This window comes from Stenotrophomonas testudinis (genome assembly GCF_024499815.1).
Lineage (GTDB): Bacteria > Pseudomonadota > Gammaproteobacteria > Xanthomonadales > Xanthomonadaceae > Stenotrophomonas.
In genome coordinates, this window is record NZ_JAMOKY010000024.1 from 1 (window position 1) to 26,491 (window position 26,491).

Genomic DNA, 26,491 nt, shown 5'->3' on the forward strand with positions numbered 1-26,491 from the left:
CGCGCCCCCCCCGCCCGCCCCCCCCCCCCCCCCCCCGCCGCCCGCCCCCCCCCCCCCCCCCGCCCCACCCCCCCCCCCCCCCCCCCCCCCCCCCCCGCTACCGGCTCAGGCTTCGGGGGTGAAGCCGGCCGGCTTTTCGGCGTCTTTCTCGAACAGGAACTTGACCAGCTCCGCTTCCAGCATCGCGCGGTGCTCCGGCTTGCGCGGCGACAGGCGGTTTTCGTTGATCAGCATGGTCTGGTGCGCCAGCCAGGCGGCCCAGGCCTGCTTGCCGATATGGTTGAACACGCGCTGGCCCAGGTCGCCGGGGTAGGGCACGAAATCCAGGCCCTCGGCATCGCGTTGTTCGTACTGGCAGAAGACGGTTCGGGGCATGGTACTCACTCGTGGTTGCGGGGTTTGGTGGCTCTGCGTTTCGGCGCCTTCACCGGCGTGCCCTCCAGCAGCTTGCGGATCGGCGCGGGCAGGCCCAGCGCCGGAAGTTCATCGGCGGCGACCCAGCGCAGCGCGGGTTCCTCCACGCGCAGCCCGCGCACCTGCCGCGACAATACCTGCAGGTGCAGCCGATAGTGGCTGAACGTGTGCTGCAGCACCGGCAGTTCCTCGGCCTCTTCCAGCGAACCGTCGACATGGTCGTCGAACCAGTCCTGCAGGTCGCTGCCGGCGTCGGCCTGCGGCAGCGTCCACAGCTGCGCCCAGATGCCGGTGTCCGGGCGCTTCTGCAGCAGCACGCGCTGCTGGGCGTCGCGCAGCAGCAGGGCCACGGCCTCGCGCTCGGGCAGAATTTTGCCGGGTTTCGGTGTGGGCAGGTCGGCGGTGCGGCCTTCGCGGCGTGCCACGCAGTCTTCCTGCATCGGGCAGATCACGCAGGCCGGCTTGGCGCGGCTGCACACGGTCGCGCCCAGGTCCATCTGCGCCTGGGTGTAATCGGCCATGCGACCGGCCGGCACCTGCGCTGCATGTGCTTCGGCCAGCGACCACAGCTGCTTCTCGATGGCCGGCAGGCCGGGGAACCCCTCGATGCCGTGATAGCGGCTGAGCACGCGCTTGACGTTGCCATCGAGGATCGCGAACGGGTCGTTCCAGGCCTGGCTGAGGATCGCGCCGGCGGTGCTGCGGCCGATGCCGGGCAGGGCGTGCAGGGCATCGAAATCGCGTGGCAGGTCGCCGTCGTGCAGCTCCACGCAGCGCTTGGCTGCGGCGTGCAGGTTGCGGGCGCGGGCGTAGTAGCCGAGCCCGGCCCACTGCGCCATCACCTCGTCGTTGCTGGCGGCGGCCAGGTCGGGCAGGGTCGGAAAGTGCTGCAGGAACCGCTGGAAATACGGGATGACCGTGGTCACCTGGGTCTGCTGCAGCATGATTTCCGACAGCCAGACCCGGTAGGGACTGCGCGGATGCTGCCAGGGCAGGTCGTGGCGTCCGTGGTCGTCGAACCAGTGCAGCAGGTGGGCGACGAAGCCGTCTTCCCGGGCAGTGTTGGCGCTGGCGTGCGGCTGGCGGGACATGGGTGTTCCGGGGAAGGCAGCCACCCGTGGGGTGGCTCTACTGGATTGCGGTTGCGCCACGCCATGCGTCGCGCGCAGGGCAGTAGGGCCACGCCATGCGTGGCTGCACGGCGTATCAGGCGCCCAGCGCTTCAGGCAGCAGGGCGTCGACGAAGGCTTCCGGATCGAACACGCGCAGGTCTTCCGGGCGCTCGCCGATGCCGGCGAAACGGATCGGAATGCCGAACTCGCGGGCCAGGGCGAACACCACGCCGCCCTTGGCGGTGCCGTCCAGCTTGGTCACCACCAGGCCGGTCACCTTCACCGCGGCATTGAACTGGCGCAGCTGCGAGAGCGCGTTCTGGCCAGTGGTGCCGTCGATGACCATCAGCACTTCGTGCGGCGCGGTCTCGTCGATCTTGCCGAGCACGCGGCGGATCTTGCCGAGCTCGTTCATCAGGCCGGACTGGGTATGCAGGCGACCGGCGGTATCGGCGATCAGCACCGAGGTGCCGCGCGCCTTGCCGGCCTGCAGGGCGTCGTAGGCCACCGAAGCGGCGTCGGCGTTCTGCCCCTGGGCGACCACGGCCACGCCGTTGCGCTCGCCCCAGGCCTGCAGCTGGGCCACGGCGGCGGCGCGGAAGGTATCGCCGGCGGCCAGCATCAGGCTGTGGCCTTCGTCCTTGAAGCGCTTGGCCAGCTTGCCGATGGTGGTGGTCTTGCCGACGCCGTTGACGCCGACGGTGAGCACCACGAAGGGCTTGGCGTTGCGGTCGATCACCAGCGGCTTGGCGACCGGCTGCAGGATTGCGATCAGTTCGCTGCGCAGCGCGGCGAGCAGCGCATTGGCATCGACGAACTCGCGCGACTTCATGCGCTTGCGCAGGCCCTCGACCAGGTCGGTGGTGGCGCCCACGCCGACGTCGGCGGTGATCAGTGCGGTTTCCAGCTCATCCAGCAGGTCGTCGTCGAGCTTGGGATTGCGCGAGAACAGGCCGCCAAAGCTGCGGGCGATGACGCTGTTGCGCAGGCGCTCGCGCCAACCGGGCTTGCCGGCCGGGGCCGGGGGCGCATCGACCAGTACCGGCAGGTCCGTGGCAGGCGTGGCTGGCGCTTCGGCCGGGGTGACCGGGGCCAGCGGTGCAAGCACGGCGGCCGCAGCCAAGGCCTCGGCCTCGAAGTCTTCCGGAGCGATGACGCGTTCCGGGGCCGGGGCCGGGGCAGGCGGCGCAGCGGCGACCGGCGGCTCGGGCGCTACGACAGGCGCAGGCGCGGGCGTGGCGACCGGCGCGGCCGGGGCTTCTTCGACCGGGGCGGCGGACGGGAACGCCGCCGCCAGCTCGTCAGCCGAGTAATGCTGGGTCTTGGGCGCGTCCGGTGTGGCGGCGTCCTGGGGCTTCTTGCGGCGGAAAAAACTGAGCATTGGCAAAAGGCGCTGAAATCAGAGGGATATGCTACCACTCGAGCCTGTCGGCCCGATGTGCACTCAAGATTTCGCAGGTGCGGCCGTTAACCGGTTCGAGGGGCTGCGCAGGGCGGCCAGGAGACCGCCGATGAACGTGATGGAGACTGCGCTGTCCGGCATGCGTGCGGCCCAGCAGGGCGTGCAGGTGGCCGCACACAACGTGGCCAACCTCGCTACCCCGGACGCGCAGCGCCTGCAGCTGCAGCGCAGCCCGATGGAGCAGGGCGGGGTGGAAACCACCGTCAATGCCACCGATCCGGACCCGACAGCGCCACTGGGCGACCTGCTGGCGGCCAAGGCCGAGGTGGTGGCGTTTGCCGCCAACGCCGCGGTGATCCGTCGCCAGGACCAGATGCTGGGCTCGCTGCTGGATCGGGAAGCCTGAGGCAACCGCTCTGGTAGGTGTCAACCTTGGTTGACACGCCCGATCCGCCCCGGTAGGTGCCAACCGTTGGTTGGCACCCGCACGGCAGTCGAGCATGGCTCGACTCTACAAAAGCCTGCCTTGCCCGGCGCCCTCCCCATCGGTCAGGCCGACAGTTCCAGCAGCAGCTTGTTCAGGCGTGCCACGTAGGCGCCCGGATCCTTCAGGCTGTCACCGGCGGCCAGCGCGGCCTGGTCGAACAGGACCCGGCCCAGGTCGTCGAAGCGCGCGCCATCGGCTTCGGCGTCGAGCTTGGCGATCAGCGGGTGGCCCGGGTTGATCTCCAGCACCGGCTTGCTGTCCGGCACCTTCTGCCCGCTGGCTTCCAGGATCTGGCGCATCTGCAGGCCCAGGTCCTGTTCGCCGATGGCCAGCACCGCCGGCGAATCGGTCAGACGGTGCGACACGCGCACTTCGGCCACGTCATCGCCCAGCACCGACTTCAGGCGCTCGACCAGACCCTGCTTGTCCTTCGCTGCCGCTTCCTGTTCCTGCTTGTCGGCTTCGCTTTCCAGCGCGCCCAGGTCGAGGTCGCCGCGGGCGATGTCGACAAAGCCCTTGCCGTCGAAATCGGTCAGGTAGCCCATCAGCCACTCGTCGATGCGGTCGGTCAGCAGCAGCACTTCCACGCCCTTCTTTCGGAACACTTCCAGGTGCGGGCTGTTGCGCACCTGGCTGTAGCTCTCGCCGGTCAGGTAATAGATCTTGTCCTGGCCCTCGGCCATGCGGCCGATGTAATCGGCCAGCGACACGGTCTGTGCATCGGCTTCGCCACGGGTGGAGGCGAAGCGCAGCAGGCCGGCCACCTTCTCGCGGTTGTTGTAGTCCTCGGCCGGGCCTTCCTTCAGCACCTGGCCGAATTCCTTCCAGAACGTGGCGTACCGCTCCGGCTTGTCGGCGGCCAGCTTTTCCAGCATGTCCAGCGAGCGCTTGGTCAGCGCGGCCTTCATCGAATCGATGACCGGGCCGGACTGCAGGATCTCGCGCGAGACGTTCAGCGACAGATCGTTGGAATCGACCACGCCCTTGATGAAGCGCAGGTACAGCGGCAGGAACTGCTCGGCCTGGTCCATCACGAACACGCGCTGCACGTACAGCTTCAGGCCCTTGGGCGCGTCGCGGTGGTACAGGTCGAACGGCGCGCGGCCGGGGACGTACAGCAACGAGGTGTACTCGAGCTTGCCTTCAACCTTGTTGTGGCTCCACGCCAGCGGGTCGCTGTGGTCGTGCGCCACGTGCTTGTAGAACTCGTTGTACTCGGCGTCGCTGATCTCGGTGCGCGGGCGGGTCCACAGCGCGCTTGCGCGGTTGACGGTCTCCCACTCGCCTGCGGCGTCGTCGCCTTCCTTCGGCATCTGGATCGGCAGGCCGATGTGGTCGGAGTACTTCTTGAGGATGCTGCGCAGGCGCCAGCCGTCGGCGAAGTCGTGCTCGCCATCCTTCAGATGCAGGACGATGCGGGTACCGCGCTCGGCCTTGTCGATGGTGGCCACGTCGAAATCGCCTTCGCCACGCGAGGTCCAGCGCACGCCCTCGGCGGCGGCCAGGCCGGCGCGGCGCGAGGTCACTTCCACTTCGTCGGCGACGATGAAGGCGCTGTAGAAGCCGACGCCGAACTGGCCGATCAGCTGCGAATCCTTCTTCTGGTCGCCGGACAGCTGGCGCAGGAAATCGCCGGTGCCGGACTTGGCAATCGTGCCAAGGTGGGCGATGGCTTCGGCGCGGCTCATGCCGATGCCGTTGTCTTCGATGGTGATGGTGTGGGCGGCGGCGTCGAAGCTGACGCGCACGCGCAGTTCGCTGTCGCCTTCCAGCAGGGCGGGCTGGGTCAGGGCTTCGAAGCGCAGCTTGTCGGCGGCGTCGGCGGCGTTGGAGACCAGCTCGCGGAGGAAGATTTCCTTGTTGGAGTACAGCGAATGGATCATCAACTGCAGCAGCTGCTTGACCTCGGTCTGGAAGCCAAGGGTTTCGGTCTGGGTGGTCTCGGTCATCGATAGGGCTCCGTGTGCAATGCCGCGCCAGCGCGTGCGGCCTGGCCAAGGGGTATGGCTGATTGTCCCGATATCAAGGGGTTGGTCGGGCAGGGCTTGCAGCCCTGCACCTGCAGAGGCCGAAGCAACAGCAACAGCGGGCGTTCCGTGGGATGGCGGGGCGGTGTGGGTTGGCAGGACACGCCGTGAACCCGTCCCTGGGGGCTCGATGGCGCCATCCATGGCGCCAACGGTCCTGCCAACCCACACCGCCCCGCCTCTGACGGGTTCACTCGGCGGTTGGTAGGTGTCGACCTTGGTCGACACATCTGTCAGATATCGAAATAAAACTGGCCTGTATGTCGAGCATCGGATCGCGTCTGGGGTGGAGCCCCCTGAGTCAGGGGGCGGCCGCGAAGCGGCGGGGGTGTGGAAGCTGGTAAGTGGGGCCCCGCGTTTCGCGCAGCGAAGCGTGGGAGCGACAGCGCGCATGCGTTGGCGCGTCCCCGGGCGCCGCCCGGCCGAACTACAATCCTGCTCATGCTGAAATTCTCGAATGAAGCCCGCCGGGGGCGCCGGTGAGCGGCCGTGGTGGCAATGACGGCCAGGTCCGCATCATCGGCGGGCGCTGGCGCAATACCCGCCTGCCGGTGCCGACCCTTCCGGGCCTGCGGCCCAGCAGCGACCGCGTGCGCGAAACCCTGTTCAACTGGCTGCTGCCCAAGCTCGGCGGGGCGCGGGTGCTGGACCTGTTCGCCGGCAGCGGCGCGCTGGGCCTGGAAGCCGTCTCGCGCGGTGCCGCCCACGCCACCCTGGTCGAGCGCGATGCCCAGCTCGGCCGCAACCTGACCACCGCTGTCGCCAAGCTGCAGGCTGCCGAGCAGGTCACCGTGGTTCAGGCCGATGCCCTGCGCTGGCTGCAGGGCGCCCCCGCGCAGCAGGCCACACTGGTTTTCATCGACCCGCCGTTCGCCGACGGCCTCTGGCAGGACGTGCTCGCCCAGCTGCCGCGCCACCTCGCCGCCGATGCCTGGCTGTACCTGGAATCCCCGGCGGGCCATGTGCCCGTGCTGCCTCCGGAATGGCTGCTGCACCGCGAGGGCGGCACCCGCGAGGTGCGCTTTGCCCTGTACCGCCGCGCCACTGCTACACTTTGACCTCATCTGAACATCTGCTACCGCCCATGACCGTGGCCAACCGCCGCATCGCCGTCTACCCCGGCACGTTCGACCCCATCACCAATGGTCATATCGACCTGGTGAGCCGGGCCGCGCCGTTGTTCGAAAAGGTCGTGGTCGGCGTGGCGCAGAGCCCGTCCAAGGGCCCGGCGCTGCCGCTGGAGCAGCGCGTGCAGCTGGCGCGGGGCGCCCTGGGCCACCACAGCAATGTCGAGGTCATCGGCTTCGATACCCTGCTGGCCCATTTCGTACGTTCGGTCCAGGGCGGGGTGCTGCTGCGCGGCCTGCGCGCGGTGTCCGACTTCGAATACGAATTCCAGATGGCGAGCATGAACCGCCACCTGATCCCGGAGGTCGAGACCCTGTTCCTGACCCCGGCCGAGCAGCACAGCTTCATTTCGTCCTCGCTGGTCCGCGAGATCGCCCGCCTGGGAGGCGACGTGTCCGGTTTCGTGCCGGCCGCCGTGCTCGAGGCGCTGCGCAAGGTCCGCGAAGCGAAGTCGGCGCAGTCGTAAATCCTGCCCGCGCGGCAGGGCCAGTAGTACCACGCACCCCCATTACGTAAACCACACGCACCACTCGGGAGGAAACCCATGAACACCACCATGCGCGCGATGCTGATCGCTTCGTTTGCCCTGGCCTTCACCGCCTGCAAGAAGGAAGAGGCCGCTCCGGTCGAAGACGCCAAGCAGGCCCTGGTCGCTCCGGCCAAGGAAGACGATGCAGGCTGGAAGAAGTACCTGCAGGAAGTGGCGATCCAGAACATGGGCAACATCACCAACAGCCCGTTCCTGTATTACCTCTCGCCGGAATCGGACCCGGACTTCCAGGCCAAGTACGAGCGCCAGACCGAAAGCGCGACCCAGGCCGTGGCCCGTGGCGTTCAGCCGGGCAACATGCTGGCCTTCGGTTCGTCGGCCTCGGGCAAGATGGCTGACATGATCCAGACCGTGTTCAAGGACGTCTCGCCGGATTCCATGAAGGGCGTGCGCGTCGTCTTCATCGGCCAGTCCGCTGACAACGCCCGCGTGCAGGCTGCCGTGCAGCCGACCGGCGCCGAGTACATTTTCGTCGAAGCCAAGTAAGACCGTGCCATGGCGGCCATGCTCCGGCATGGCCCGGGCGGCGCTCCGCAAGGAAGCCGCTGATGACCTGACCGACCCGCGCGCCCACGCGGGGCGGTCCTTGTCCCAAGGCGCGGGCGAGGAGTATCGCCATGTCGCTGAAAATCAACGAGCTCTGCGTCAACTGCGACGTCTGCGAGCCGGCCTGCCCGAACCAGGCCATTTCGATGGGTGAAACCATCTACCTGATCGACCCTGCGCGCTGTACCGAATGCGTGGGTCACTTCGACGAGCCACAGTGCGTGGTCGTCTGCCCGGTCGAATGCATCGACCCGGACCCGGAGATCGTGGAAACGGAAGTCCAGCTGCTGGCCAAGTTGCGCCGACTGCAGCACGATCACCCCGAACTCTACGCGGAGCCCCCATCCGAATGAAGACGCTGATCGTCCGCCCCCTGCTGCTGCTCAGCCTGGTGCTGAGCCCGCTGGCCTGGGCTGAAACCACTGCCCGTGCCGAGCGCCCTGATGGCGCGGCCATCGCCAGTGGTCATGCGCTGGCCACCCAGGCCGGCATCGACATTCTGGCGCAGGGCGGCAACGCCTTCGACGCCGCGGTGGCGGTGTCCTCCACCCTGGCCGTGGTCGAGCCGATCAGCTCGGGCCTGGGCGGCGGCGGCTTCTTCCTGCTGCACGATGCAGCCACCGGCAAGGACATCATGCTGGATGCGCGCGAGACCGCCCCGGCGGCCGCGACCCCGCAGGCGTTCCTGGACAAGCAGGGCAACCTGGATCGCGACCGCTCGGTCAACGGCCCGTGGTCGGCGGGTATCCCGGGCCTGCCCGCTGCGCTGGTGGAGCTGTCGTCCAAGCACGGCAAGCTGCCGCTGTCGGCCTCGCTGCAGCCGGCCATCCGCATCGCCCGCGAAGGTTTCCCGGTCTATGACCGCATGGCCAAGGGCTACGCCTCGCGCCGCGAGGTGATGGAACGCTTCCCCGGCACGCGCGAGGTCTACCTGCGCAACGGCAAGCCGATCGCCACCGGCGATCTGTTCAAGCAGCCTGAGCTGGCACAGACCCTGGAGCGCCTGGCGGCCGGCGGTCGCGATGGCTTCTACAAGGGCCAGACCGGCAAGCTGCTGCTGGAAGGCGTCAAGCAGGCCGGTGGCAAGTGGACGGCCGATGAGCTGGCCGGCTACCAGGTCAAGCTGCGCGAGCCGATCGTGTTCGACTACAACGGCTGGAAGATCACCACCGCGCCGCCGCCGTCGTCCGGTGGCATCGCCCTGGCCAGCATGCTGCAGATCCTGGAAGGCTGGGACATCAAGCAGATGGACGCGGCCCACCGCACCCACCTGGTGGTGGAAGCCATGCGCCGCGCCTACCGCGACCGCACCTTCTTCCTCGGCGATCCGGACTTCGTGCAGATCCCGCAGAAGGTGCTGACCAGCAAGGATTACGCGCAGGGCCTGCGGGCCACCATCCACCCGGACAAGGCCACCCCCAGCGACCTGCTGTCGGGCAACCCGACCCCGCTGGAAGATGACGAGACCACCCATTTCTCGATCATCGACCGCGATGGCAACCGCGTCGGCGCCACACAGACCGTCAACCTGCTGTATGGCTCGGGGTTGATTCCCAAGGGCACCGGCGTGCTGCTGAACAACGAGATGGACGACTTCGCGCTGAAGCCGGGCACCCCCAACGCCTTCGGCGTGATGGGCTATGCGGCCAATGCACCGAAGCCCGGCAAGCGCATGCTCAGCTCGATGACGCCCACCTTCATGGAGAACGCCGACAAGGTAGTGGTGCTGGGCACCCCGGGCGGCAGCCGCATCATCACCATGGTGCTGCTGGGCATCCTCGGCTATGACGCTGGCCTGGATGCGCAGCAGGTGGCCGCGTTGCCGCGCTACCACCACCAGTGGCTGCCCGACCTGATCGAGGCCGAGAGCGATGCCTTCGACGCGGACATCGTGAAGCAGCTGCAGGCGATGGGCCACAAGATCGACCTGCCGGGCGATGTCGCCGCCGGCGGCCGCGGCTCCAGCCACGTGTGGGGCAACCTGCAGACGGTGGAGTGGGACCGCAAGGCCAACAAGCTTTACGGCGGCAGCGATCCGCGCAACCCGGTGGGCAGCGCCCAGGTCGTGCCGGCGCACTGATGCGGCGGTAGCGCCGGGCCATGCCCGGCGAAGTGAGAATCACCGAACCCCGCCACCCGGCGGGGTTCTGCATTTTGCGGCACGCAATTCCGGCTAGCGATTATTTAACGGGGGGGCCTCGATAATTGCCGCATGAAACTATGGTCGATTCGTGGGAACTCGCAACGCCTGGATGGCGGTGCGATGTTCGGCAACGCGCCGCGTGCGGTGTGGGAAAAGTGGGCGGCTCCGGACGAGCTCAATCGCATCGAGCTGGCTTGCCGTGCGCTGCTGGCCAGCCCGCTGGATGGCAAGACCGTGCTGTTCGAGACCGGCATCGGTGCGTTCTTCGACCCGCGCATGCGTGACCGTTACGGCGTACAGGAAAGCCAGCACGTACTGATCGATTCGCTGCGCGAAGCGGGTTTCGAACACGAGGACATCGACGTGGTGGTTCTCAGCCACCTGCATTTCGACCATGCCGGCGGCCTGCTGGCGGCATGGAGCGAAGGCCGCTCGCCGGAACTGCTGTTCCCCAACGCGACCTTCGTGGTGGGTGCGCAGCACTGGCAGCGGGCGTTGCAGCCGCATCCGCGCGACCGCGCCAGCTTCATTCCCGAGCTGCCGGGCCTGCTTCAGGCCACGGGCCGCCTGGAAGTGGTGGAGGGCGAGTACTCCAAGGTGCTGGGCAGCAGCGTGCGTTTCAGCTACAGCGACGGCCATACGCCGGGCCTGATGCTGGCCGAGATCGTTGGCCACGCGCATGCCGGCGAGGATGCGCACGGCGGCGTGGTGTTCTGTGCGGACCTGATCCCGGGGCGCTCGTGGGTGCACGTGCCGATCACCATGGGCTACGACCGCAATGCGGAGCTGCTGATCGACGAGAAGCGGCGCTTCCTGGAAGACAAGCTCGCGCGCAACGTGCATCTGTTCTTCACCCATGACCCGCAGGTGGCGCTGGCGCAGCTGGGGCGGGATGAGAAGGGGCGTTTCGTGACCCTGCATGAGCAGGGGGAGCTGAAGGCGCGGGCGTTGGGGTGAGGGGAGCGTTTGGCAGGGCTGCGCCCTGCACCTGCAGAAACAACGTCAACGTCAAAAGCGGGCTGCCCGTGGGTTGGCGGGGCGGTGTCGGATTGCGGGGACGCCGCAAGCACGTCCGTGTAGGCTTGGCCGCCGCATCCATGCGGCGGACACCCCGCAATTCGACACCGCCCCACCTTCGACAGGTTTACGCGGCTGTTGGTGGGTGCCGACCGTTGGTCGGCACATCTGTCATATATCGATATTCAAATGGGGTCGGATCCCGTTGCTGAGCCACGGGCTCCGACCCCATTCGATTGAACTGGACGAGCAGTGTTACGAGGCTTTCAGGCAGCTGCTCATGAAGGTCTTGCGGGCGTCGCCGGCGAGCTTCTTGGTCGCGGCATCGGCGTTGCACTGCTTCATGCGCTCCTGCGGGGTGGTGGCCCTGGTGTCGGTGGCGTGGCCGCTCAGGCAGGCGCTCTGCGCGGTCTTGTAGGCGTCGCCCTTCAGCCCTTTGTTCTTCGCCGAGCAGTCGGCCATGCGCTGCTGTTGCGGGGTGGCGGCGGTGGCGGCAAGGGGCAGGCCGATGAGCAGGGCAGCGGCCAGCAGGAACGAGGCTTTCATGGCATCTCCAGGGCGAGCGGTGCGGGGTGCGCGGAGCATTCGCCTGCTGGCCGGAAGACGACGTGAAGATGAATCTGGAGTCAGAGCCCTTCCTGCGGAAGGGATCCGACCCCGGGGTCAGATCCCTTTGCGACGGCAATGGGCTCTGCCCCCAGCCGCTGGATCACACCACGCGGGTACCGAAGATACGGTCACCGGCATCGCCCAGGCCCGGCAGGATGTAGCCCTTGTCGTTGAGCTGGGCATCGATGGCCGCGGTGTAGATCTCCACGTCCGGGTGCACGGCCTTGACCGCCTCGATGCCCTCCGGTGCGGCGACCAGGAAGATGCCCTTGATGCGGCGCGCGCCCGCGCGCTTGAGCATGTCGATGGTGGCGATCAGGGTGCCGCCGGTGGCCAGCATCGGGTCCAGGATCAGCGCATCGCGCTCTTCCAGGCGGCCGGTCAGGCGCTCGAAATAAGGCACCGGCTGCAGGGTTTCCTCATCGCGCTGCAGGCCGACCACGCTCACGCGCGCGGCCGGGATCAGCGACAGCACGCCGCTGAGCATGCCCAGGCCGGCACGCAGGATCGGCACCACGGTGATCTTGGCGCCAGCGATGCGCTGCACGGTCACCGGGCCGGCCCAGCCGGGGAGGGTGTGCGGTTCGGTCTCCAGGTCGGCGGTGGCCTCGTAGGCCAGCAGCGTGCCCAGTTCGTTGGCCAGCTCGCGGAAATCCTTGGTGCTGAGCGCGGCATTGCGCATCAGGCCGATCTTGTGCTGCACCAGCGGGTGGCGCACTTCGACGATCTTCATGGTCGGGAATGGGGACTGTAGAGAGGCCTCCATTTTGCCGGATCGGCGCTGCGAAGCCCACGCCGGATGCAATGAATGTGCTGAACGGTGTCACCGCCGTGCAACTTTGCGGACATACCTTGCAGACCCATTCTTCACAGGTATGGGGCTCCACCGTGCACATCAAGACTCCGCTGGCCATGGCCATCACCGTGACCCTGGCGCTGGGGGCCGCAGCACCGCTGCAGGCCGCCGGGGAGCAGGCCTTGGCCGCCACCGGCGCGGTTGCCGCCGATGCGGTCGATCTGGACCGCATCGAAGTGCGCGCCCAGCTCGAATCGCAGATCCGCGCGGTTGATCTGAAGCGCAGCAGCGACGCCATCGAAGATGCGGTGTCCTCCGATGCCCTGGGCCAGTACCCGGACAAGAACGTGGCCGAGTCGCTGCAGCGCCTGCCGGGCATCAGCGTGACCCGCGACCAGGGCGAAGGCCGCTTCGTGGTCATCCGTGGCCTGGATGCCAACCTCAACAGCGTCAGCATCGATGGCATCGCCGTGGGTACCCCGGAAGATTCCAGCCGCGCCGCGCCGCTGGACGTCATTCCCTCCGATTCGACCGAGCGCCTGCGCGTGGTCAAGTCGCCGACTCCGGACATGCCGGGTGACGCCATCGGTGGCGCGGTGCTGGTCGAATCCGCCTCGGCCTTCGACCGCGACGGCCGCAGCCTGCGCGGCAAGATCGAAGCCAGCCACCAGCAGCTGTCCGGCGAGACCAGCCCCAAGGCTTCGTTCAACTACAGCGAAGTGTTCGCCGACACCTTCGGCATCGCGCTGGGCGTGAACTACCAGAACCGCAGGTTCGAGTCGGACAACACCGAAGTCGAGTACGACAATCTCGACGGTGACATCGATCCGCAGGACGTGAAGCCGGGTGACGTCACCGCGATCAACCTGCAGAGCCGCAAGTACGAGATCGAGCGCAAGCGAATCGGTGCCAACCTCAACATGGACTGGCGCCCGAACGAGTACAGCAAGTACTACCTGCGCACGCTGTACAGCCAGTTCGACGACGCCGAAACCCGCCAGCGCGTGATCTACAACTTCGATGACGCCGACATGGTGGCCACCGGCACCGACCAGTACCGCCTGGACGACCTGCCGGCCGATGCGATCCAGAAGCGCATGCGCTACCGCACCAAGAAGGAAAACACCTTTGCTGCCAGCCTGGGCGGCGAGAACAAGCTGACCAACGCGGTGGTGGACTACAAGATCGGTTACACCCGCACCGAAGAGCGCGTCAACGACGAGATGGAAGCGCGCTTCGAGCTGGTTGCTGACGACATGTCCGGCACCCTGGACCAGCGCAGTCGCCTGCCGACCTACACGCTCAGCAGCAACGACTGGATGGACAACGCGAACTACGCCTTCGACCGCTTCGTGATCTCGCCCAAGCAGGTCAACGACGAAGAGCGCAGCGCGCAGATCAACGTGCGTTTCGACGGCGACAACAGCAGCATCAAGTTCGGCCTTCTCGGCCGCTGGCGCGACCGTGATGTCAATGTGGACGAGAGCGAACTGCGCCGCGGCCCGGATATCGACCTGGCCAGCTGGACGGCCGCCGATCCGGAACACCGCCATGGCGTGATGGGCCAGGGCATGAGCTCGGCGGCCATGCGCGCCTACTGGGCGCAGAACGGCAGCCGCTACACCGCGCGTCCGCAGGACGTGGCCGGCAACGCCGCGACCTCGCTGGAAGAGGATTACACCGCCAGCGAAGACATCTTCGCCAGCTACGCGATGGGCACCTGGGACATCGGTGCGCTGCGCATCATCGGCGGCGTGCGCGTGGAGAACACCCGCTTCAGGGCCACCGGCAACAGCGTCGAGCTGGACGACGATGACGGCTACACGGTCAGCCCGGTGGAGGCCAACCGCAGTTACACCAACGTGCTGCCGGGCCTGCACCTGCGCTACGACGCGGCCGACGACTGGGTGCTGCGTGCCTCGGCCAACAAGACGGTCTCGCGTCCGTCCTTCGGTGACATCTCGCCGCGCCGCGCGCTGAATGCCGGTGACGAAGCGCTGCGCCTGGGCAATCCGCAGCTGGATCCCTACGAGTCGAAGAACATCGACCTGTCGGTCGAGAAGTACATCGGCAGCACCGGCATCGTTTCGCTGGGCCTGTTCCACAAGTCCATCGATGGCTACATCGTGGAGACCGTGAGCCAGAATGATCCGGCTTACGACGGCCTCGACGTGGCCCGCCCGATCAACGGCCGCAAGGCCACCGTGCGCGGCGCCGAGTTCAACTGGCAGCAGCAGCTGGCATTCCTGCCGGGCGTGCTGGACGGCCTGCTGGTCGGTGCCAGCGGCACCTGGCTGGATACCAAGTTCGATGCGGGCATCGCGGACCGCGAAGGCGAGGAGTTCATGCTGCCGCGTGCTTCCAAGCACGTGTACAGCGCGCACATCGGCTATGAGAAGTACGGCCTGAGCACTCGCTTGGCCGCGGTCTACCGCAGCGAATACCTGGACACCGTCGGTGCCGGCCGCGCGTTCGACATCTACGTCGCGCCCAACACCCAGCTCGACTTCTCGCTGGACTACAAGTTCACCCCGCGCATCAGCATGTACTTCGAAGCGCAGAACCTGCTCGACAAGCCGCTGGAGCTGTACCAGGGCACCCGTTCGCGCACCCTGCAGATGGAAGAGTACGGCCGCACCTACGCTGTCGGCCTGAAGGTGGCCCTGTGATGGCGCGTGGCATGACCCTGCTGGCCGCCGCCATGGCCGCCTGCCTCGCCGCCGGCTGCACGCCGGCGGCCGCTCCGGCCGGCGCCGATGCCGCCGCGAAGGCTCCGGCCGAAACCGCACGCTCGGTGTCGACCATCGCCGAAGCCTTCCTCAGCCCGATGACCCCGGACGACAACATCGATTCGCCGGCCGCCTGGAAGGCGCCGGATGGCAAGACCTGGCTGATCGCCACCGCGAAGGCCACCGACAAGCTGGTGGTGTACGACGGCAGCACCGGCCAGCACCTGCGCGACGTCGGCACCGCCGGCACCGCACTGGGTCAGTTCGACCGCCCCAACGGCATCTCGATCACCGACGACCTGCTGTGGATCGTCGAGCGTGACAACCACCGCGTACAGGTGTTCTCGCTGCCCGATTTCACCCCGCTGGCGGTGTTCGGCGCCGACGACCTGCGCAAGCCCTATGGCCTGTGGGTCGACCGCCGCGCCGATGGCTACAGCGTCTACGTCACCGATTCCTGGGACAACGGCGAGGACGCACAGGGCAAGGACATCCTGCCGCCGCTGGCCGAGCTGGACAAGCGCGTGCGCCAGTACCACGTCACCCGCGATGGTGCCAAGGTCGAAGCGACCCTGGCGGCCAGCATCGGTGATACCAGCGAGGCCGGCGCACTGCGCGTGGTCGAGTCGATCTGGGGTGACCCGGCCAACGACCGTCTGCTGATCGCCGAGGAAGACGAAACCTACGCCAGCGAGTTCAAGGTCTACACGCTGGCTGGCCGTTTCACCGGCACCACGTTCGGCCGCGGTGTGTTCAAGGCGCAGGCCGAGGGCGTGATGCTGCGCACCTGCGGCAAGGACGGCTGGTGGATCACCACCGAGCAGGGCAAGCAGCGCAGCGTGTTCCACCTGTTCGACCGCCATACCCTGAAGCCGGTCGGTGCCTTCCAGGGCAACACGGTCGCCAACACCGATGGTATCTGGATGATGCAGCAGCCGAGCCCGCGTTTCCCGCACGGTGCGCTGTATGCCGTGCATGACGACCAGGGCGTGGTGGCCTTCGACTGGGAAGCCATCGCCAAGCAGCTGTCGCTGCCGCTGGAGTGTGGCGCATGAGCCGTTGTTGCATGAATGCCCTTGCGCTGGGCCTGCTGCTGGCAGTGCCCGCACTGGGCTTCGCCGCCGCCGAACCGAACACCCAGGTGCCGGTGGGCAGCCATCACTACGCGGCCACCACCGTGCCGGACCGCATCGTCGCCTCGCCGTCGGTCGATCCCAGCCAGGGCTTCGCCGTGGCCTGGCGTACGAATGGCAGCGTGCAGGCGCCGCTGCTGGAAATCGCCCTGGCCGGTGACTCGCCGGCCATCGAGGGCATCCGCCAGGTGCGCGCGAAGACCCAGGAGCTGAAGACCGAGAACGGTGTGTCGCACCACCATCGCGCCGAGGTTGATGGGCTGAAGCCGGACACCCTGTACGTGTACCGCGTGCAGGGCAATGGCAGCTGGAGTGCCTGGAACCAGCTGCGCACGCTGGGCAAGGCCGGCGAGCCGCTGACCCTGCTGTACTTCGGGGATACCCAGAACAAGAACCTCAGCCATGTCAGCCGCGTGGTGCGTGCCGCGCAGAAGGCCGCACCGGAGGCGCGCATGAGCCTGTTCGCCGGTGACCTGGTCAGTGGCGGTGACGGCGCCGATGACAACGAATGGGGTGAGTGGTTCGCCGCCACCAGCTGGCTGGCGCAGGAAACGCTGGTGGCCCCGGCCATCGGCAACCACGAGTACTTCGAAGAGTTCGAGGACACCCCGCAGCAACGCCGCGTGCTGGGCAGGCACTGGCCGGTGACGTTCGCGCTGCCAGGCAATGGTGCTGCAGCGACTGCCAGCAGCACCTACTGGTTCGATGTGCAGGACGTGCGCGTGGCCGTGCTCGACGGCACCTCCGCGCTCGACTTGGGCACCGCCCAGGCGCAGGCGCAGTGGCTGGACAAGGTGCTGGCCAACAACCCGCACCCGTGGACCATCGTGCTGCTGCACCAGCCGTTCTATTCGCCGCGCGAAGGCCGCGAGAACGCCGCGCTGCGCGACGTGCTGCTGCCGGTCGTGCGCCGCCACGACGTTGACCTGGTGCTGCAGGGCCACGACCACACCTACGGCCGTCGCGGCGAGGGTGAGGCCGCCACGCCGCAGTACGTGGTGACGGTGGCTGGGCCGAAGCAGTACCGCCTGTCCGACGAGGCGCGCCGGACCATGGATCCGGTGGCCGAGGATACCCAGCTGTTCCAGGTGCTGAAGATCGATCCGCAGCACCTGCGCTACGAAGCACGCACGGTCACCGGCCGGTTGTACGATGCCTTCGAGCTGCGCCGCGATGCCGCCGGCGGCAAGCAGCGGGTGGAACTGCGCGAGGACCGCATCGCTCCGCGCGACTGCCCGCGTGCGCAGACCGCAAAGGGCCGGGCGGACCGTTGCTGGGAATGAAGAGCGATCGCATGAACACGACTCGACGCATCGCCCCGCTGGCCGCCCTCTGCGCAGCCCTGTTGCTGGTGGCCGGCGCCGTGACCGCCACCGACAGCGTGCTGCACCCGTTCCTGGCCGCGCAGCCGAAGCAGGCCCCGGCCGAAGTGAACCTGGCGGTGGAGATCCCGGCCGGCAGCTTCACCAAGTACGAGATCAAGGAAGACGGTCTCCTACACGTGGACCGCTTCCAGTCGATGCCGGTGGCCTATCCGGCCAACTACGGCTCGATGCCGCGCACGCTGGCCGGTGACAACGATCCGCTGGATGCCGTGGTACTGACCCGCGAACCGCTGCATCCGGGCGTGATCGTGCGCTTTCGTCCGATCGGTTATCTGAAAATGATCGATGGCGGCGAGCACGACGAGAAGGTGATCGGCGTGCCCACCGACAAGGTCGACCCGACCTACGCCAACATCCGCGACCTGTCTGATCTGCCTGAGATCGAACGGCAGCGCATCGAGGCGTTCTTCCGGGTCTACAAGGACCTGCCGGCCGGCCGTAATCCGGTGCAGCTCAATGGCTGGGGCAATGCCGCCGAAGCCCGTGCGCTGATCAGCGAGGCGATGAAGCGCTTCGAAAAGTAGATCCACGCCATGCGTGGATTCACCCCCGCAACGTCTGGATGAATGACTCCGCGTCGATCCGGTCGCCCAGCACCTGGGCCACCGCCTGCACGGCCGCTTCCTGGTGCTCGGCGCGGATGCCGCCGTCGTCGTCATCGTTGTAGAGATCATCGCCGGCTTCCAGATACACTGCGCCGGCCGCCGCCAGGGCCGTCATAAGAGTCGGCAGGTCGTCGACGAACGTATCGGCCTCCCAGCTGCCGCAGCCATGCCGCGCGAACAGCACGCGGCCATTGTCCATGTCGAGGATGAAGGGATCGGCGCCGAGGTCGGCCACGACCAGCCAGTTGGCGGGCCAGTCCTCGATCGGCTCGCCGTCCATGCCATTCCAGCGATACCCCGCCTGGTAGCTCCACAGGCGCTGCAGCGGCGGCACCCATACCTCAAGCCCGGGAAGGGTGATGCCGGCATGGCCGACCTTGGCGTTGATCTCGCGCCCCAGCGGCCCGACCTGCGCGTAGAAGCGGGCCAGGACCGGCGGCAGCGGGAGCGGGCCCTGCCAGTCTTTTTCGTGCTGGGCCTGAAGGGCGCCGAAACGGGCGAAGGCAGCGTGCAGGTCATTCATGCGGAGGCGTTCCGGCAACGGGCCCGGCAGCCTAGCAGACGGACCCGCGTGCAATGCCTTCACCGTGGCTGGCTATCATGTGCGCCATCCAGAACGAAGGCGATGCACGTGTCGGTAGCGTTGGTGTGGTTCCGCCGCGATCTGCGGCTGCAGGACAATCCGGCCCTGCAGGCCGCGCTCGATGCCGGCCATGACGTGGTTCCGGTCTATATCCATGCGCCGCAGGAAGAGGGCGAGTGGACGCCCGGCGCGGCGTCGGATGCCTGGCGCCATCGCTCGTTGGCCGCACTCGATGCCGACCTGCGCGCACGCGGTTCGGCGCTGGTCCTGCGCAGCGGTGAGAGCCCGGCCACGCTGCAGGCACTGATAGAGGAAACCGGCGCCGAGGCGGTGTACTGGAACCGCAAGTACGAGCCGGCCACCCAGCCACGCGACGCCACCATCAAGCGCACGCTGCGCGAGCAGGGCATCGACGCGCAGAGTTGCAATGGCAGCCTGTTGTTCGAACCCTGGGACATCGAGACCCAGCAGGGGCAGCCGTACAAGGTGTTCACCCCGTACTGGCGCAACGTGCTCAGCCACTGGCGCCTGCCCGCGCTGCAGGCCGCGCCGAAGAAGCTGCCGGCCCACAAGATCCACAGCCTCGCGCTGGAAGAACTGCAGCTGGCGCCGACGCTCGACTGGGACACCGGCTTCTGGGAGCACTGGCAGCCGGGCGAAGCCGGTGCGCTGGAGGCGCTGTCGGTGTTCGAGGATGGCGCCCTGCGCGGCTATCGCGAGCAGCGCGATCTGCCGGACCGGGTTGGCACCTCGCGGATGTCGCCGCACCTGCATTTCGGCGAGATCGCGCCGTGGCGCATTGCCCATGCGCTGGAAGGCGTGCGCAGCGCCGGCACCGATGCCGATATCGATGGCTACCTGCGCCAGCTCGGTTGGCGCGATTTCGCCTATCACCTGCTGCATCACTTCGCGAAGACGCCGAACGAGAACCTCAATCCGCGCTTCGATGGTTTCCCGTGGGCCAACCCCAGCAGCGCGCAGCTGCATGACTGGCAGCGCGGCAACACCGGCGTGCCGATCGTCGATGCCGGCCTGCGTGAGCTGTGGCACACCGGCTACATGCACAACCGGGTGCGCATGATCGTCGCCAGCTACCTGTGCAAGCACCTGCGCGCGCACTGGCTGCACGGCGCGCGCTGGTTCTGGGACACGCTGGTCGATGCCGACCTGGCCAACAACACCATGGGCTGGCAGTGGGTGGCCGGTACCGGCGCCGACGCAGCGCCGTATTTCCGGGTGTTCAATCCGGTCACCCAGGCCGAGAAGTTCGATCCGCAGGCCCGTTACATCACCCGCTGGGTGCCAGAGCTGGGGACACTGCCGGTCAAGGCGCGCTTTGCGCCCTGGCAGCATCCGCTGCTGCTGGCCGACAAGGCGCCGGGCTATCCGCGCACGCCGCTGGTGGATCTGGCCGCTGGCCGTGATGCCGCGCTGGCGGCCTATCGGAGCACGGGCGGCGAGTAAAGCGGGCAGATGAAGGCCGGCTCAGAAAGCTGAATGCAGTACGTCCGGCCTTCACATCCATCATCCCGGCATCGCGCCGGGCTGTATATCCTCCGCGTCGTTCGCACGCCGCACTGGCCGGCATTCAAGGAGACCATCATGATCCGCAACACCACCCGCAACGTCGCCCTGGCCCTGATGACCGCTGCCGCGCTGACGGCGTGCGCCACCGGCGGCTCCTACGTGCAGAGTGACCAGTATGGCAACCCGACCGAGCAGCAGAACCGCACCGGTCGTGGCGCCCTGATCGGTACCGCCGTCGGCGTGGCCGCAGGCCTTCTGAGTGGCAACAGCGCCACCGAGCGTCGCCAGCACGCGCTGGTCGGCGCCGGCATCGGCGCGCTGAGCGGCGCGGCCATCGGCAACTACCAGGACCGCCAGGAGCGCGCCCTGCGTGAGCGCACCGCCAACACCGGCATCGACGTGCAGCGCCAGGGCGACAACATCACCCTGAACCTGCCGGACGGCATCACCTTCGATTTCGGCAAGTCGGCGCTGAAGCCGCAGTTCTACGGCTCGCTCAATGGCGTGGCCAGCACGCTGAACGAGTACAACCAGACCATGATCGAAGTGGTCGGCCACACCGACAGCATCGGCAGTGATGCGGTGAACAACCGCCTGTCGAAGGAGCGCGCCGATTCGGTGGCGCAGTACCTGGTGGGGCAGGGCGTGCAGCAGGTGCGCATCGAGACTCTGGGTGCCGGCAAGGCGTATCCGATTGCCGACAACAGCACCGATGCCGGCCGCGCGCAGAATCGTCGCGTGGAAATCCGTGTGATTCCGCTCAAGCAATAACGCGTAGCGGTATGGTTCCGGAGAAGCCGGAACAAAAATGCCGCCCTTGCAGGCGGCATTTTTTGTAGGTGCCGAGCCTTGCTCGGCACGCCATGGAACAGTCCGCCGCTCGACCGCGCGCTTTCTCGCCTTCTGTGGAGTCGAGCCATGCTCGACTCCGTAAAAGCAGTCGAGCATGGCTCGACTCTACAAGAGGCAGGTCACCCCGCCGCCGTTGGCCGCACCACGATCTCGTTCACGTCCACGTCGCCCGGCTGCTCGATTGCAAAACGCACCGCGCGGCCAATCGCATCGGGCTGCAGGGCGATGGCGCGGTACTGCACCATCGCTTCTGCCGCGACCGGATCAGTGATGGTGTCAGCCAGCTCGCTTTCCACCACACCCGGATGGATGCAGGTCACCCGCAGCTCGCGGTGTTCCTGGCGAAGGCCCTCGGAAATGGCACGCACCGCGTACTTGGTCGCGCAGTACACCGCGGCCGTCGGCACCACCGACAACGCACCGATCGAGGCGATGTTGATGATCTGCCCGTGGCCACGCGCCTGCATGTGCGGCAGCACGGCGGCGATGCCGTGCAGCACGCCGCGGATGTTGACGTCGATCATCCGGTCCCACTCGTCCACCTTCAGCGAGGCCATCGGCGAGAGCGGCATGACGCCGGCGTTGTTGACGATCACATCAATGCTGCCGAACTCCGCCAGCGCGGCGACGGCGAAGGCCTCGACCTGCGCACGCTGGGTCACGTCCAGCGCCTGCACCAGCACCTGCGCACCTTGCCCGCGCAGTTCGTCGGCGAATGCCTGCAGGCGGTCCACACGGCGCGCGCCGAGCACCAGCCGTGCACCCGGCTGGGCCAGTGTGCGGGCAATGCCGGCGCCGATGCCGCTGGACGCGCCGGTGATGAGGATGGTTCGGGAAACGCTCATGGCAGGACTCCTGATCGGATGGAAAGGGTCGGTCTGGACCCGGTGTTGCTAAGGTAGATCGCCCGCGTTGTCGCGATAAGATGGCGATTGCCGATCAGCCTGTTAAGGATTGCTAACCAATGCCCGTCGATCTGAATGCCCTTGCCGTGTTCCAGCGGGTGGCCGAGTGCCGCAGCTTCACTGGTGCGGCCGACCAGCTGGGCGTGACCCGATCCGCGGTCAGCCAGACGATCAGCAAGCTTGAACAGGCGCTGGGCATCGCTCTGGTCCTGCGCACCACCCGCAGCGTCAACCTGACCGATGCCGGGCAGGCACTGCTGGCGTCGGTGCGGCCGGCGCTGGCCGAGCTGGATACCGCACTGGAGGCCACGCAACGGCGCCAGGCCGCCGTGTCCGGACAGCTGCGGCTTGCGGTCTCCTCCATCGCCGAAGCCTTCCTCGCCGGACCGTTGCTGGCCAGCTTCGCGGCAAAGCACCCCGCGCTGCAGCTGGATATCACGGTGAGCGATGAAGAGTTCGATATCGTCGGCGCGGGCTTCGATGCGGGCGTGCGCCTGGGCGAAGTCATCGCCCAGGACATGGTTGCCGTTCCGGTATCGGCGCGGCAGCGGCAGCTGGTGGTGTGCGCGCCGTCGTACCGCGGTCAGCACACGCTGCCGACGCATCCGCGCGACCTGGCCGGGCATCGCTGCATCGGCTGGCGCAGTGCGCCGGGCAAGGCGCCGTATCGCTGGGAATTCGAGGAGCGCGGCCGCGAGTTCAGCGTCGATGTGCAGCCGGAAATCACCAGCAACGACATGGGTGTGATGGTGCGCCTGGCGCTGGCCGGCGCTGGCATCGCTATCGGCATGGAAGAGACGTGGCGGCCGTGGCTGCAGCGCGGTGAACTGGTGTCACTGCTGGAGCCGTACTGCCCGCGCTTCCAAGGCTTTTTCCTGTATTACCCGAGCCGTCGCCAGGCCGAACCGAAGCTGCGCGCGCTTGTCGAGCACGTATTGGGTTGATGCGCGGTGGCGTGCCGGCCGGCGGCCGGCACTACCGTCGGTCATGCCGCAGCAGTGACCTTCTCGAGGATGCGCTTGCCACTGCTTTCCAGCACCGCGTCTTCCTTCTCCTGCTGCTGCCGTGCCAGCTTCGCCGCCGGGCACTGCGCCAGCATGTAGTTGGCATCGAAGTTGAGCTTCTCCACCAGGAAATCGACGAAGGCACGCACCTTCGGCGAGACCAGGCGGCCGCCGGCAAACACCGCGTTGAAATCCACTTCCGGCCCGGTCCAGCCGGCCAGTACGCGGCGCACCATCCCCGATTCGACGAACGGCTTGGCCATCACGTCGCCGGTCAGCAGCAGGCCTTCGCCGCACACCAGCGCGCCGTTCAACGCCGACATGTCGTTGGCGGTCATCAGCGGCGTCACCGGGAAATCGCGCAGCTCGCCACCGTTCTCGCCCAGCTGCCAGGTGAAGCGCGGCGAATTGCCGGTGTGGTACGGCTTGCGCATGGCCAGGATGCGATGGAACTGCAGCTCTTCCGGGTGCAGCGGCTCGCCGTAACGTTCAATATAGGCCGGGCTGGCAAACACCTGCGTGCGCAGGCTGCCGAGCTTGCGCGCCACCAGGTTGGAATCGGGCAGGGCACCGACGCGCAGCGCAAGATCGGCTTCGCCTGCAATCAGGTCCAGCTTCTCGTTGCCCAGGTGCATGTCCAGGCGGATTTCCGGGTACTGCGCATGGAACTGGCCCAGCAGCGGCGCGATCCAGGTGATACCGATGGCGTAGGGCACGGTGAAGCGCAGCCAGCCACGCGGGCCGGACTGCAACTGGCTCACCGCGCTCTCTGCTTCTTCCAGCTCGCGTGCGATGCGCTGGCAATGCTCGTGATAGATCGAACCGGCTTCGGTCAGGCCGAGGCGGCGCGTGGTCCGGTGCAGCAGGCGCGCACCCAGGCGCGTTTCCAGCTCCTGCACTTTGCGGCTGACCGTGGTCTTGGGCAGGCCGAGCGATTTGGCAGCGGCAATGAAGCTGCCTTGCTCGACCACCTTGACGAAGATCAGCGTCTCGTTGAGATCGTGGGACATGGTCGGGATCCTGGACGGCGGGGATGGGACAATCGTGACAGATCGATTGGACCGGGGACGGGATGATTATTCCCCTTAATCCGGACTAATCAAGTAAAGGTTTGAGGTCTATCGTGGCGCCATTCGTGAAATGGAGCTCGTCCCCCATGAGCCTGCGCAACATTCTTGACCACTTCCGGCGTGCCGGCCAGAACGCTCTGGACCAGGCCATGACCGTGGAAGCCCGCCCCAGTTCCTTGGTACACAAGGATTTCCGGGAGTTCACCGCGCCCGTCCGTAGCCAGCGCGGCAGTTCGATTCGTCTGGTCCCCCGGCAGGGCGACCGACTGCGTCGAATTGGGACTATCCCGGATTTGGGAGGAAATGTCCCGTGAATGGGATTCTGACGCCCGAAGTCCTGGTCCTCGGCGGCACCGGTGCCGTCGGCCAGGGCGTGGTCGGTGCCCTGCTGGAGGCCGGCAGTCCGGTCCTGGTGGTGGGGCGCGACCCGGGCCGACTGGCGGCGCTGCACGAGCTGTTCGCCGATGAGCCCGGCCTGCAGACGATGCTGGGTTCGCTCAGCGATGACGGCTCGGCACGGGTGCTGGCCGAACGCGTGGCGCAGCGTCCGCGCCCGCTGGCGGCCGTGGTCGCGGCAATGGGCGGCCCGTACAACCGCGGCCGTGTCATCGACCGCAGCGGCGATGCCCTGCTGGGTGCAATACAGGCCGACCTGATGCCGCATGCCCACGCGGTGCGCCACCTGCTGCCGCTGCTGCAGGACAACCCGCACGCCCGCCGCTACGTGATGATCGGCAGCCCCGCCGGTGCCAAGCCCTGGGCTGGCTACGGTGAAACCTCGATCACCACCGCTGCGCTGCGCATGTACGCGCAGGTCGTGCACCAGGAAGCGCAGGCACTGGGAGTGCGCGCGCAGATGCTGGAAGTGTGCAGCCCCGTGTGCACCCCGGCCAATGCGGCCAATGCCTGCATCGAGTGGCCCAGCTCGCTGCTGGTCGGTCGCCGCGTGGTGTCGCTGCTCGATGGATGCCGCGATAACCGCGCCATCGTCCGCTGCGACAGCAGCGATGCGGAACTGCCGCGCGGCCTGTTGAACCTCGACCTGCCACCGCTGTGGCGCGACACCGCAGGCGTTGCTTGACCTCAACCATCGTTGAGGTCGCAGGCTACGCCGCCGTTTCACCGATCTTCGATTTCCACGCACTACCACCCCTTCCGTACGGATGCATGCCATGACTTCCCCCAACACCACCCCACATCGTTTCAGCCATCGCTTGGCGATGGCCGGCGTGTCGATCCTCGCAGCCGCGGTGCTGGCCGCCTGCAGTGGCGGCCATGCCGAAGAGGCCGGCGCACCGCCGCCGCCGCAGGTCAGTGCCGCCCCGGTGCTGGTCAAGCCGATCAGCCAGTGGGACGAGTTCAGCGGCCGCGTCGAGGCCGTGCAGAGCGTTGAACTGCGCCCGCGCGTCTCCGGCTACATCGACAAGGTCAACTACGTGGAAGGCGAAGAAGTTAAGAAGGGCGCCGTCCTGTTCACCATCGACGCCCGCAGTTATCAGGCCGAGTACGATCGCGCCGCCGCCGAACTGGCCCGCGCCCGCACCCAGGCCAGCCTGGCCCGCAGCGAGTCCGAGCGTGCCAAGCGCCTGTCCGAGCAGCAGGCCATCTCCACCGAGACCGCCGAACAGCGTCGCGCCGCGGCTGACCAGTCCGGTGCTGCGGTGCAGGCCGCGCAGGCCGCACTGGATGCCGCCCGCCTCAACCTGGAGTTCACCAAGGTGCGCGCGCCCATCGACGGCCGTGCCGGTCGCGCGATGGTCACCGCCGGCAACCTGGTCACCGCCGGCGACAGCGCCAGCGTGCTGACCACGCTGGTCTCGCTGGACAAGGTGTTCGTGTACTTCGATGCTGACGAAAGCACCTTCCTGCGCTACGCCCAGATGGCCCGCAAGGGTGAACGCCCGAGCGAGCGTGACAGCGAACTGCCGGTGAAGGTCGGCCTGTCCGGTGAAGAGGGTTACCCGCACGCCGGCAAGGTCGATTTCCTCGACAACCAGGTGGCCCGCAGCACCGGCACCATCCGTGTCCGCGCGCTGCTGGACAACGCCGACCGCCAGTTCACCCCGGGCCTGTTCGCCCGCGTACAGCTGCTCGGCAGCGGCCAGTTCCAGGCCATGCTCATCGACGACAAGGCCGTGCTGACCGACCAGGACCGCAAGTACGTGTATGTGGTCGACAAGGATGGCAAGGCCCAGCGCCGCGACATCCAGCTCGGCCGCACCGCCGAAGGCCTGCGCATTGTCGAAAGCGGCCTGGCCGCTGGTGACAAGGTCATCATCGACGGTGTGCAGAAGGTGTTCATGCCGGGCATGCCGGTGCAGGCCAAGGCGGTGGCGATGCAGCCGCCGGCCGCCGCACCGGGCCGCGATGCCACCGCCGCGCTGAACCACTGATCCGCCGTCTCCTGATCCAGGTTTCCGCTTAGCTGCCGGCGCCAGCGGCAGCCTTCCATGCCTTCGTCATTCTG

The 26,491-nt window shown here is 67.5% G+C and carries 26 protein-coding genes; 17 read left to right on the forward strand and 9 right to left on the reverse strand.

Annotated features, from left to right (window positions below):
- Positions 1 to 105: 105 nt before the first annotated feature.
- From NQ204_RS13265 to ftsY, 3 genes are all read right to left on the reverse strand, one after another.
- Entirely contained in the window at positions 106 to 375 is a 270-nt protein-coding gene (locus NQ204_RS13265) for an oxidative damage protection protein (protein WP_108768528.1), read from the reverse strand.
- Positions 376 to 380: 5 nt separating this feature from the next.
- Positions 381 to 1,505 (reverse strand): A/G-specific adenine glycosylase, encoded by a 1,125-nt coding sequence (mutY, locus tag NQ204_RS13270; protein ID WP_256644105.1) that lies wholly within the window; start codon positions 1,503 to 1,505, stop codon positions 381 to 383.
- A gap of 115 nt (positions 1,506 to 1,620) precedes the next feature.
- Positions 1,621 to 2,907: a signal recognition particle-docking protein FtsY gene (gene ftsY / locus NQ204_RS13275; protein WP_256644106.1), complete on the reverse strand. Its 1,287-nt coding sequence runs from the start codon at positions 2,905 to 2,907 to the stop codon at positions 1,621 to 1,623.
- Positions 2,908 to 3,037: 130 nt separating this feature from the next.
- Here ftsY and NQ204_RS13280 point away from each other — a divergent pair, with 130 nt between their 5' ends.
- Complete coding sequence (locus NQ204_RS13280; protein WP_116864863.1) at positions 3,038 to 3,334, forward strand: flagellar basal body protein; 297 nt, start codon at positions 3,038 to 3,040, stop codon at positions 3,332 to 3,334.
- A gap of 143 nt (positions 3,335 to 3,477) precedes the next feature.
- Here NQ204_RS13280 and htpG read toward each other — a convergent pair whose 3' ends face one another.
- Positions 3,478 to 5,364 carry a molecular chaperone HtpG gene (htpG, locus tag NQ204_RS13285; protein ID WP_256644107.1) on the reverse strand — a complete coding sequence of 629 codons (1,887 nt, stop codon included), beginning with the start codon at positions 5,362 to 5,364 and terminating at the stop codon, positions 3,478 to 3,480.
- A 557-nt stretch (positions 5,365 to 5,921) separates the two neighbouring features.
- Here htpG and rsmD point away from each other — a divergent pair.
- The 6 genes from rsmD to NQ204_RS13315 all read left to right on the forward strand — a co-directional run bounded on the left by rsmD (position 5,922) and on the right by NQ204_RS13315 (position 10,766).
- Positions 5,922 to 6,500 carry a 16S rRNA (guanine(966)-N(2))-methyltransferase RsmD gene (rsmD, locus tag NQ204_RS13290; protein WP_116864861.1) on the forward strand — a complete coding sequence of 193 codons (579 nt, stop codon included), beginning with the start codon at positions 5,922 to 5,924 and terminating at the stop codon, positions 6,498 to 6,500.
- Between the two features lie 26 nt (positions 6,501 to 6,526).
- Positions 6,527 to 7,036 carry a pantetheine-phosphate adenylyltransferase gene (gene coaD / locus NQ204_RS13295; RefSeq protein ID WP_008267036.1) on the forward strand — a complete coding sequence of 170 codons (510 nt, stop codon included), beginning with the start codon at positions 6,527 to 6,529 and terminating at the stop codon, positions 7,034 to 7,036.
- A 78-nt stretch (positions 7,037 to 7,114) separates the two neighbouring features.
- The gene (locus tag NQ204_RS13300; protein ID WP_116864860.1) at positions 7,115 to 7,606 is read left to right on the forward strand and encodes a hypothetical protein; all 492 of its coding nucleotides are present in this window, start codon (positions 7,115 to 7,117) and stop codon (positions 7,604 to 7,606) included.
- A 131-nt stretch (positions 7,607 to 7,737) separates the two neighbouring features.
- Positions 7,738 to 8,019: a YfhL family 4Fe-4S dicluster ferredoxin gene (locus NQ204_RS13305; protein ID WP_079221516.1), complete on the forward strand. Its 282-nt coding sequence runs from the start codon at positions 7,738 to 7,740 to the stop codon at positions 8,017 to 8,019.
- Positions 8,016 to 9,746, forward strand: a complete 1,731-nt coding sequence (ggt, locus tag NQ204_RS13310) for a gamma-glutamyltransferase (protein ID WP_256644108.1) — start codon at positions 8,016 to 8,018, stop codon at positions 9,744 to 9,746. Before NQ204_RS13305 ends, ggt begins: the two co-directional genes overlap by 4 nt.
- A 132-nt stretch (positions 9,747 to 9,878) precedes the next feature.
- Complete coding sequence (locus NQ204_RS13315) at positions 9,879 to 10,766, forward strand: MBL fold metallo-hydrolase (RefSeq protein WP_200753789.1); 888 nt, start codon at positions 9,879 to 9,881, stop codon at positions 10,764 to 10,766.
- A 315-nt stretch (positions 10,767 to 11,081) separates the two neighbouring features.
- Here NQ204_RS13315 and NQ204_RS13320 read toward each other — a convergent pair whose 3' ends face one another.
- Both NQ204_RS13320 and upp read right to left on the reverse strand, forming a co-directional pair.
- A complete protein-coding gene (locus NQ204_RS13320) occupies positions 11,082 to 11,372 on the reverse strand; it encodes a PsiF family protein (protein ID WP_256644109.1) in 291 nt (96 codons plus the stop codon).
- A gap of 163 nt (positions 11,373 to 11,535) precedes the next feature.
- A complete protein-coding gene (upp, locus tag NQ204_RS13325; protein ID WP_108768539.1) occupies positions 11,536 to 12,168 on the reverse strand; it encodes a uracil phosphoribosyltransferase in 633 nt (210 codons plus the stop codon).
- A 179-nt stretch (positions 12,169 to 12,347) separates the two neighbouring features.
- Between upp and NQ204_RS13330 the strand changes: the two genes are divergently transcribed.
- From NQ204_RS13330 to NQ204_RS13345, 4 genes are read left to right on the forward strand one after another with little or no spacing between them, the layout of a single operon-like run.
- Positions 12,348 to 14,900 (forward strand): TonB-dependent receptor, encoded by a 2,553-nt coding sequence (locus tag NQ204_RS13330; RefSeq protein WP_305888405.1) that lies wholly within the window; start codon positions 12,348 to 12,350, stop codon positions 14,898 to 14,900.
- Positions 14,900 to 16,015, forward strand: coding sequence for an NHL repeat-containing protein (locus NQ204_RS13335; protein ID WP_116864854.1), 1,116 nt, complete (start codon positions 14,900 to 14,902; stop codon positions 16,013 to 16,015). The genes NQ204_RS13330 and NQ204_RS13335 overlap by 1 nt, the downstream gene beginning before the upstream one ends.
- 11 nt (positions 16,016 to 16,026) lie before the next feature.
- Complete coding sequence (locus tag NQ204_RS13340; RefSeq protein ID WP_256644111.1) at positions 16,027 to 17,376, forward strand: purple acid phosphatase family protein; 1,350 nt, start codon at positions 16,027 to 16,029, stop codon at positions 17,374 to 17,376.
- A gap of 11 nt (positions 17,377 to 17,387) precedes the next feature.
- On the forward strand, positions 17,388 to 18,002 hold the full coding sequence (locus NQ204_RS13345) for an inorganic diphosphatase (protein ID WP_256644112.1): 615 nt from the start codon (positions 17,388 to 17,390) through the stop codon (positions 18,000 to 18,002).
- 19 nt (positions 18,003 to 18,021) lie between these two features.
- On the opposite strand, the gene NQ204_RS13350 is transcribed toward NQ204_RS13345, so the two are convergent.
- The gene (locus NQ204_RS13350; RefSeq protein WP_256644113.1) at positions 18,022 to 18,606 is read right to left on the reverse strand and encodes a hypothetical protein; all 585 of its coding nucleotides are present in this window, start codon (positions 18,604 to 18,606) and stop codon (positions 18,022 to 18,024) included.
- A gap of 108 nt (positions 18,607 to 18,714) precedes the next feature.
- On the opposite strand from NQ204_RS13350, the gene NQ204_RS13355 reads away from it, so the two are divergent.
- Positions 18,715 to 20,130, forward strand: coding sequence for a cryptochrome/photolyase family protein (locus tag NQ204_RS13355; protein ID WP_256644114.1), 1,416 nt, complete (start codon positions 18,715 to 18,717; stop codon positions 20,128 to 20,130).
- Between the two features lie 138 nt (positions 20,131 to 20,268).
- Positions 20,269 to 20,964, forward strand: coding sequence for a YiaD family glycine zipper/OmpA-like lipoprotein (locus tag NQ204_RS13360; RefSeq protein WP_079221528.1), 696 nt, complete (start codon positions 20,269 to 20,271; stop codon positions 20,962 to 20,964).
- 200 nt (positions 20,965 to 21,164) lie between these two features.
- Here NQ204_RS13360 and NQ204_RS13365 read toward each other — a convergent pair whose 3' ends face one another.
- Positions 21,165 to 21,890 (reverse strand): SDR family oxidoreductase, encoded by a 726-nt coding sequence (locus NQ204_RS13365; protein WP_256644115.1) that lies wholly within the window; start codon positions 21,888 to 21,890, stop codon positions 21,165 to 21,167.
- Between the two features lie 119 nt (positions 21,891 to 22,009).
- Between NQ204_RS13365 and NQ204_RS13370 the strand changes: the two genes are divergently transcribed.
- On the forward strand, positions 22,010 to 22,894 hold the full coding sequence (locus tag NQ204_RS13370; protein WP_256644116.1) for a LysR family transcriptional regulator: 885 nt from the start codon (positions 22,010 to 22,012) through the stop codon (positions 22,892 to 22,894).
- Between the two features lie 41 nt (positions 22,895 to 22,935).
- Here the strand turns inward: NQ204_RS13370 and NQ204_RS13375 are convergent, their stop codons facing one another.
- The gene (locus NQ204_RS13375) at positions 22,936 to 23,964 is read right to left on the reverse strand and encodes a LysR family transcriptional regulator (protein ID WP_108764812.1); all 1,029 of its coding nucleotides are present in this window, start codon (positions 23,962 to 23,964) and stop codon (positions 22,936 to 22,938) included.
- A gap of 146 nt (positions 23,965 to 24,110) precedes the next feature.
- On the opposite strand from NQ204_RS13375, the gene NQ204_RS13380 reads away from it, so the two are divergent.
- The 3 genes from NQ204_RS13380 to NQ204_RS13390 all read left to right on the forward strand — a co-directional run bounded on the left by NQ204_RS13380 (position 24,111) and on the right by NQ204_RS13390 (position 26,417).
- On the forward strand, positions 24,111 to 24,338 hold the full coding sequence (locus NQ204_RS13380) for a hypothetical protein (RefSeq protein ID WP_108768549.1): 228 nt from the start codon (positions 24,111 to 24,113) through the stop codon (positions 24,336 to 24,338).
- Entirely contained in the window at positions 24,335 to 25,105 is a 771-nt protein-coding gene (locus tag NQ204_RS13385) for an SDR family NAD(P)-dependent oxidoreductase (protein ID WP_256644117.1), read from the forward strand. The genes NQ204_RS13380 and NQ204_RS13385 overlap by 4 nt, the downstream gene beginning before the upstream one ends.
- A gap of 91 nt (positions 25,106 to 25,196) precedes the next feature.
- Entirely contained in the window at positions 25,197 to 26,417 is a 1,221-nt protein-coding gene (locus tag NQ204_RS13390; RefSeq protein ID WP_256644118.1) for an efflux RND transporter periplasmic adaptor subunit, read from the forward strand.
- Positions 26,418 to 26,491 lie beyond the last annotated feature (74 nt).

What these genes read in the sequence shown, in the direction of transcription:
- NQ204_RS13265 (WP_108768528.1), bottom strand. Translation starts at nt 375, where the DNA reads ATGCCCCGAACCGTCTTCTGCCAGTACGAACAACGCGATGCCGAGGGC.
- mutY (WP_256644105.1), bottom strand. Translation starts at nt 1,505, where the DNA reads ATGTCCCGCCAGCCGCACGCCAGCGCCAACACTGCCCGGGAAGACGGC.
- ftsY (WP_256644106.1), bottom strand. Translation starts at nt 2,907, where the DNA reads ATGCTCAGTTTTTTCCGCCGCAAGAAGCCCCAGGACGCCGCCACACCG.
- NQ204_RS13280 (WP_116864863.1), top strand. Translation starts at nt 3,038, where the DNA reads ATGAACGTGATGGAGACTGCGCTGTCCGGCATGCGTGCGGCCCAGCAG.
- htpG (WP_256644107.1), bottom strand. Translation starts at nt 5,364, where the DNA reads ATGACCGAGACCACCCAGACCGAAACCCTTGGCTTCCAGACCGAGGTC.
- coaD (WP_008267036.1), top strand. Translation starts at nt 6,527, where the DNA reads ATGACCGTGGCCAACCGCCGCATCGCCGTCTACCCCGGCACGTTCGAC.
- NQ204_RS13300 (WP_116864860.1), top strand. Translation starts at nt 7,115, where the DNA reads ATGAACACCACCATGCGCGCGATGCTGATCGCTTCGTTTGCCCTGGCC.
- NQ204_RS13305 (WP_079221516.1), top strand. Translation starts at nt 7,738, where the DNA reads ATGTCGCTGAAAATCAACGAGCTCTGCGTCAACTGCGACGTCTGCGAG.
- ggt (WP_256644108.1), top strand. Translation starts at nt 8,016, where the DNA reads ATGAAGACGCTGATCGTCCGCCCCCTGCTGCTGCTCAGCCTGGTGCTG.
- NQ204_RS13315 (WP_200753789.1), top strand. Translation starts at nt 9,879, where the DNA reads ATGAAACTATGGTCGATTCGTGGGAACTCGCAACGCCTGGATGGCGGT.
- NQ204_RS13320 (WP_256644109.1), bottom strand. Translation starts at nt 11,372, where the DNA reads ATGAAAGCCTCGTTCCTGCTGGCCGCTGCCCTGCTCATCGGCCTGCCC.
- upp (WP_108768539.1), bottom strand. Translation starts at nt 12,168, where the DNA reads ATGAAGATCGTCGAAGTGCGCCACCCGCTGGTGCAGCACAAGATCGGC.
- NQ204_RS13330 (WP_305888405.1), top strand. Translation starts at nt 12,348, where the DNA reads ATGGCCATCACCGTGACCCTGGCGCTGGGGGCCGCAGCACCGCTGCAG.
- NQ204_RS13335 (WP_116864854.1), top strand. Translation starts at nt 14,900, where the DNA reads ATGGCGCGTGGCATGACCCTGCTGGCCGCCGCCATGGCCGCCTGCCTC.
- NQ204_RS13340 (WP_256644111.1), top strand. Translation starts at nt 16,027, where the DNA reads ATGAATGCCCTTGCGCTGGGCCTGCTGCTGGCAGTGCCCGCACTGGGC.
- NQ204_RS13345 (WP_256644112.1), top strand. Translation starts at nt 17,388, where the DNA reads ATGAACACGACTCGACGCATCGCCCCGCTGGCCGCCCTCTGCGCAGCC.
- NQ204_RS13350 (WP_256644113.1), bottom strand. Translation starts at nt 18,606, where the DNA reads ATGAATGACCTGCACGCTGCCTTCGCCCGTTTCGGCGCCCTTCAGGCC.
- NQ204_RS13360 (WP_079221528.1), top strand. Translation starts at nt 20,269, where the DNA reads ATGATCCGCAACACCACCCGCAACGTCGCCCTGGCCCTGATGACCGCT.
- NQ204_RS13365 (WP_256644115.1), bottom strand. Translation starts at nt 21,890, where the DNA reads ATGAGCGTTTCCCGAACCATCCTCATCACCGGCGCGTCCAGCGGCATC.
- NQ204_RS13370 (WP_256644116.1), top strand. Translation starts at nt 22,010, where the DNA reads ATGCCCGTCGATCTGAATGCCCTTGCCGTGTTCCAGCGGGTGGCCGAG.
- NQ204_RS13375 (WP_108764812.1), bottom strand. Translation starts at nt 23,964, where the DNA reads ATGTCCCACGATCTCAACGAGACGCTGATCTTCGTCAAGGTGGTCGAG.
- NQ204_RS13380 (WP_108768549.1), top strand. Translation starts at nt 24,111, where the DNA reads ATGAGCCTGCGCAACATTCTTGACCACTTCCGGCGTGCCGGCCAGAAC.
- NQ204_RS13390 (WP_256644118.1), top strand. Translation starts at nt 25,197, where the DNA reads ATGACTTCCCCCAACACCACCCCACATCGTTTCAGCCATCGCTTGGCG.